Consider the following 4,634-nt stretch of genomic DNA (forward strand, 5'->3'; position numbering starts at 1 on the left):
ATGGTCAGTAATACCGTTTTTAGCAGGGACCGTTCTTGTGCATGACCATCTTCACAAGGAAATACATCAATTGGGAGACGTAACAAGGGATCATAAACGACCAGCGATTTTCCTGGAAGCGGTCCGGCTGAAATGAATCGCAGCTCTTGGATCCGGTGCTGGCTTTTTTCGATGCAGTTGCCGTCAAGCAGTTTTATCCGCAGCCCTGGCAACGGGGAACGGATGGTTCCGCCAAGCTTCTCAATAACCGGCTGTACCTGTTGTGCGGCATAGCGTACCAACTCGGCAGATGTGTTGGTCTCGATACCATTGAGCTTGTTGTAAAGCGATGTGACGGAAACACCGATGTCTTCTTTTGATGCTTGATAGGCGGCGTGAACTGAGTGATGGCTTCCGCAGACAACCTGACTCATGATGTCAAAGACCGTTGAGAACAGCAGCTCTTTGGTGTATTGCTGCTCAGCAGTCTCATTGAACCATTGGTCCAGCTGGCTTGGATTCAGTACGCGCTCTATCATGCCCCGCGCCATTACCGAAATGGGGCTTTTTTCGACAAATTTCTCAAATATAGGGCTTAGCATTTTCTCCACCTCCAAAAGTTATATTGGTTTAGCGTAATATAACTTTTAAAGCGTGAAATGTCCAGCCTTTTGAAAATGAATAATATCAGTTAGTTATTGTCTATCTAAAGTACCACCTTGAAAGGTATGCAGCAGAAGAGTTATGCTTTTGCTCTCAGTATCATAAGCCTTTATAAAGATTTGGTACGGCAGAGTGAATTTGTGCTGTCACGGCAGATGCTGCGTGCCGGGACGAGTATTGGAGCGAATGTGGAGGAAGCACTGGCCGGGCAAAGCCGGGCTGACTTTCTCAGTAAGATGGCCATTGCCTCTAAAGAGGCGAGGGAGACGCGCTATTGGCTACGGTTACTGAGAGACATCGGGACGCTTCCTTCTGCGAAGGTGGAACCTCTGCTGGCTGAATCGCAAAGCCTCATCAACTTGCTGACTTCGATTGTGAAAACGACCGGGGAAAAATAGGAATTTAATTTGTTTAAATAATAGTATGGACAATGGTATGCATTGCCATAATAATGAAGCAGGAAATAAGGTAAGACGACATCTTCGCGGTTCGGGCAAGGGGGAGGGGTTAGTCAAAAAGCTGTTACAATCCCGCGCAGAGGATATGACCCAATCGCGGCGGTTTTCGATTGTCCGGTGACGGAGATTTACCGGCAGGCAGGAGACAACTTGTTTGAATGAAACTGAATATATCATTCCCTTCGGCGGGAATGCGCGGAAGAGGCACTGCCTTGAAACGGACAAGGGTAAGGTCGTCGCCTTTACCGTTCAGTTGGAGGTTTTCGTTGACGCCGATGGCGGGAGGTCATTCGTTACGACTCCGCTCATGGCTTTGCGCAGATGGACAGGTATTATCTCGATGGGAGAAAGGTCAAAAAGGAACTTAACCTGAAGCTGAGCGAGGCGATGACATTGGCCGATGAGGATATAAAGGAAAACTGGAAAGCGTATCAAAAGGCTTTTCTGGAGGGTAAGTAAATGATGGATATTTTAGAGACAAAACATGGCATACTGGTTACGGAGTTTGACCGTTATGTTGTTGAGCATCCTGAATTTGCCGAGAAGATTCCGCGGAACGCTCAGATCGTTCTACAGGTTGAAGGGGACGAGGAATATAATAAATGGAGCAGACAGATAGCTGAGAAACAAATAGAACCAGGACAGGCAGTCGTTTATGTCAAAATCAAGGGCCTTAAGCCTGCCAAGTCAAGGCTACTTAATCCTGAACTTGCAGTAGCATAAAGAAGGGGACCGAAAACAGGTACAGCGCCCCATTAAGACGATTTTGGATTCTTGATTTTGGATTTTGGATTGTTAAGTTGAAAAGATTCGTTAATAGAGACGATTGTTGCCCTTTGTTTTTTTTCTTTACCAATCTTATTGGGATGCGCAACGGAATTGAGAGGATAATTATTCTCGATTGATTTTTCTCTGCCTGATATGCTACACGTAACCTACGTGTAATAAACAGGAGGTTTTACCGTGAAACAAAATATTACTATCAGTCTCGATAAGGATCTGATCCAGACAGGCAAGATGATTGCGGCACATCGCGGCACTTCGTTGAATCGGATGTTGCGACAGGAACTGGAAAGAATCATCCGGAACGTAAAGCAATACGAGAGCGCGAAAAGGAAGGCCATTGCCGCGATGAAGAAGGGCTTTCATTCCGGTATGGATCGCTACCCTTCAAGGGATGAGATTCATGAGCGATAAGGTATTTGTGGATACCAATGTTCTCGTTTATGCGCACGACTTAAGCGCCGAAACCCGCCATGCCGAAGCCTTTAGCGTCGTTGAAGCTCTGTGGGAAGCGGAAACAGGTGTCATCAGCACCCAGGTTCTTCAGGAATTTTATGTCACTATCACCCGCAAGATTAAGAATCCATTAAAGCCGGATGAAGCCAGAGAGATCATTCGAAATTATCTCGCCTGGCCCGTGCAGGTCAACGATCCTGAGATGACGCTTTGGGCTTCTGAAATCGGAGAAAAGAATAATCTTTCTTTTTGGGACGCTCTAATTGTTGCTGCCGCCCATCAGGTTCAAGCGAAAAAGATTATTTCAGAAGATCTGAATCACGGGCAAATCATCGAAGGCATCCTAATTGAGAATCCTTTTTTTATAGTAAAGTGACCTAGTAAGACGATTAAGACGATTTTGGATTCTTGATTTTGGATTTTGGATTATGGAAAGACGTTTTAAAAGACGATTTTGGATTTTGAATTCTTGATTTTGGATTATGGAAAGTGCCCTCATCGAGAGGGACGTGCGCGATGTGGCGGGCATCGCTAAGCTCGACCATTTGCCACGTTTTTTGAGGGCGTTGGCGCAGATGGCCGGCCAGATGTGCAACTACACGCAACTGGGCGGACAGGCGGGGTTGGATGGCAAGACTGCGGCTCGCTATATCGGGGTTTTTGAGCAGATGTACCTGCTCCGGCGCGTTGATGTGTGGGCGCGTAACCGGCTGTCCGTGAAGGCGTTGTCGAGAAGATGGTAGGGGATGCCGTTTTGAGTAAGAAGACGGGCAAGCGATGTCGATATCGTTCTTATCTCCAGTGATTTTGGCAAGAAAAATATTTACAAGCGGCTGGGAATGATCAAAGAAGCCGAGATAGCTACGATCAAGAAATTCATGGTCCCTCTTGATATCATTATGATGACTCCCGAGGAATTCAATAGCGGCTCTTCACTCGTATCGGAGTTTGCGAAGAATGGGAAAGTGCTTACTTCATCCTTGTAGGGACGATTGATCCTTTGATATCACCGTGTCATTGTAGTTGTAGGTTCTGGGTGATCGGTGGGCTTGGCTTGCGTTTCTATCAGAATGGTTATACAATAATGAATAATCGTTCAACTTTATGACGGTCTGAGGTGAATCATGGAATCTGTAAAAGTACTTAACAAAGGCCAAATCGTTATACCTGCGTCGATCAGGAAGAAGTATGCAATCAAGCCGGGAAACAGAATCCAGATGTTTGAGTATGGCCGTCTTATTTACATTATTCCCCATGCTGATGATCCTGTCAGCGAGGCTCAGGGTTGTCTGCCTGCCCAACCTTCTCTTTCGGAGGAGCTGCTTGCGGACAGAAAAAGAGAGTTAAAAGATTGATGGCCGCTCACCTGTTTGACAGCCATGCCTTGTTGACTTTCTTTCAAGGGGAACCGGGTGCTCAAATAGTGGAGAGGATCTTGCGCCGATCGTATTCGGGTTCTTACGATCTTTTTCTTTCTCTGATTAATCTTGGTGAGATAATCTATCTCACCAAGAGGCGTTTTGGGGATGAAAAGAAAATCGAAGTGTTGAGCCGCGTCTACCAACTCGGCTTCAAAGTATTATCCATACCCGATTCCCTTGTGTTTCAGGCAGCTGAACTAAAGGCGCAATATGCTCTCTCCTATGCCGACTGTTTTGCTTTAGCCTGCTCCATCAACCATTCTGCTGTTCTGGTCACAGGAGATCCGGAATTCAAGTTAGTATCCCATCTGGTTGCTATAGAATGGATAGGATAGCCTCCGGCTTCCTCGCAATGACAAATAGGGCGTTTGGGCGAGGTCCCTTCCCGAATGGTCAGGTACAGTGGTTGTTCTCCCATCAGGATGTCGATAGAAAACATGACTTCCTTTCTGTCTGACACGCTCAAAACCTAGTGTCATGTCAACGATACGCTGTCATTTCGAAGGAGTCTTCACGACTGAGAAATCTTAGATTTCTCCCTACGGTCGAAATGACATTTCTTGATTGACGAGACACTATCTCGCACAGGAACTTATCCAGGGTCTTGATTAAAGGGCAATTTTGGATTATGAATTTTGGTGCGCCAAGTAAGCTTGGTGCTTCTTGCGGGGTGAAAGTCCCCGCCGAGTAGGGCTTAGCCAGCCACTCGTACCGAGTGTTGCGTGTATGGCGGAGGTATTGGTGCGGTCTGGCCGGTACCGAACAAGATACATGCGAAGCGTCCAAAGGGAACATGTGCCGGACAAAGTCGGGTCGGGTAAGTGCATGCAAGCCTCACTGGAAGCAATAGCGAACAAGGCAAGGGTGAGAAAGC

At 46.7% G+C, this 4,634-nt stretch carries 8 protein-coding genes and 1 pseudogene; 7 read left to right on the top strand and 2 right to left on the bottom strand.

Going from position 1 to position 4,634, the window contains the following annotated elements:
- Positions 1-581: pseudogene (locus Q8O80_RS08235) on the bottom strand (hypothetical protein); the annotation flags it as partial.
- A gap of 126 nt (positions 582-707) precedes the next feature.
- On the opposite strand from Q8O80_RS08235, the gene Q8O80_RS08240 reads away from it, so the two are divergent.
- From Q8O80_RS08240 to Q8O80_RS08270, 7 genes are all read left to right on the top strand, one after another.
- Positions 708-1,040: a four helix bundle protein gene (locus Q8O80_RS08240; RefSeq protein WP_305578837.1), complete on the top strand. Its 333-nt coding sequence runs from the start codon at positions 708-710 to the stop codon at positions 1,038-1,040.
- A gap of 519 nt (positions 1,041-1,559) precedes the next feature.
- On the top strand, positions 1,560-1,823 hold the full coding sequence (locus tag Q8O80_RS08245; protein ID WP_305578825.1) for a DUF5647 family protein: 264 nt from the start codon (positions 1,560-1,562) through the stop codon (positions 1,821-1,823).
- A gap of 240 nt (positions 1,824-2,063) precedes the next feature.
- Complete coding sequence (locus Q8O80_RS08250) at positions 2,064-2,297, top strand: hypothetical protein (protein WP_305578827.1); 234 nt, start codon at positions 2,064-2,066, stop codon at positions 2,295-2,297.
- On the top strand, positions 2,287-2,715 hold the full coding sequence (locus tag Q8O80_RS08255) for a PIN domain-containing protein (protein WP_305578829.1): 429 nt from the start codon (positions 2,287-2,289) through the stop codon (positions 2,713-2,715). The genes Q8O80_RS08250 and Q8O80_RS08255 overlap by 11 nt, the downstream gene beginning before the upstream one ends.
- Before the next feature lie 106 nt (positions 2,716-2,821).
- Positions 2,822-3,082 (top strand): DUF4143 domain-containing protein, encoded by a 261-nt coding sequence (locus tag Q8O80_RS08260; RefSeq protein WP_305578831.1) that lies wholly within the window; start codon positions 2,822-2,824, stop codon positions 3,080-3,082.
- Positions 3,083-3,463: 381 nt separating this feature from the next.
- Positions 3,464-3,694 (top strand): AbrB/MazE/SpoVT family DNA-binding domain-containing protein, encoded by a 231-nt coding sequence (locus tag Q8O80_RS08265; protein WP_305578833.1) that lies wholly within the window; start codon positions 3,464-3,466, stop codon positions 3,692-3,694.
- The gene (locus Q8O80_RS08270) at positions 3,694-4,095 is read left to right on the top strand and encodes a type II toxin-antitoxin system VapC family toxin (RefSeq protein ID WP_305578835.1); all 402 of its coding nucleotides are present in this window, start codon (positions 3,694-3,696) and stop codon (positions 4,093-4,095) included. The genes Q8O80_RS08265 and Q8O80_RS08270 overlap by 1 nt, the downstream gene beginning before the upstream one ends.
- Here Q8O80_RS08270 and Q8O80_RS21525 read toward each other — a convergent pair.
- Complete coding sequence (locus Q8O80_RS21525; RefSeq protein ID WP_371136142.1) at positions 4,057-4,239, bottom strand: type II toxin-antitoxin system HicA family toxin; 183 nt, start codon at positions 4,237-4,239, stop codon at positions 4,057-4,059. The two genes, Q8O80_RS08270 and Q8O80_RS21525, sit on opposite strands and share 39 nt — an antisense overlap.
- Between the last annotated feature and the right edge of the window lie 395 nt (positions 4,240-4,634).

The organism is Devosia sp., assembly GCF_030689745.1.
GTDB lineage: Bacteria > Pseudomonadota > Alphaproteobacteria > Rhizobiales > Devosiaceae > Devosia > Devosia alba.

Excerpts from the sequence above, each read along its gene's own strand:
- Q8O80_RS08240 (WP_305578837.1), top strand. The coding sequence starts at position 708 with ATGCAGCAGAAGAGTTATGCTTTTGCTCTCAGTATCATAAGCCTTTAT.
- Q8O80_RS21525 (WP_371136142.1), bottom strand. The coding sequence starts at position 4,239 with ATGACACTAGGTTTTGAGCGTGTCAGACAGAAAGGAAGTCATGTTTTC.
- Q8O80_RS08245 (WP_305578825.1), top strand. The coding sequence starts at position 1,560 with ATGATGGATATTTTAGAGACAAAACATGGCATACTGGTTACGGAGTTT.
- Q8O80_RS08265 (WP_305578833.1), top strand. The coding sequence starts at position 3,464 with ATGGAATCTGTAAAAGTACTTAACAAAGGCCAAATCGTTATACCTGCG.
- Q8O80_RS08260 (WP_305578831.1), top strand. The coding sequence starts at position 2,822 with ATGGAAAGTGCCCTCATCGAGAGGGACGTGCGCGATGTGGCGGGCATC.
- Q8O80_RS08255 (WP_305578829.1), top strand. The coding sequence starts at position 2,287 with ATGAGCGATAAGGTATTTGTGGATACCAATGTTCTCGTTTATGCGCAC.
- Q8O80_RS08270 (WP_305578835.1), top strand. The coding sequence starts at position 3,694 with ATGGCCGCTCACCTGTTTGACAGCCATGCCTTGTTGACTTTCTTTCAA.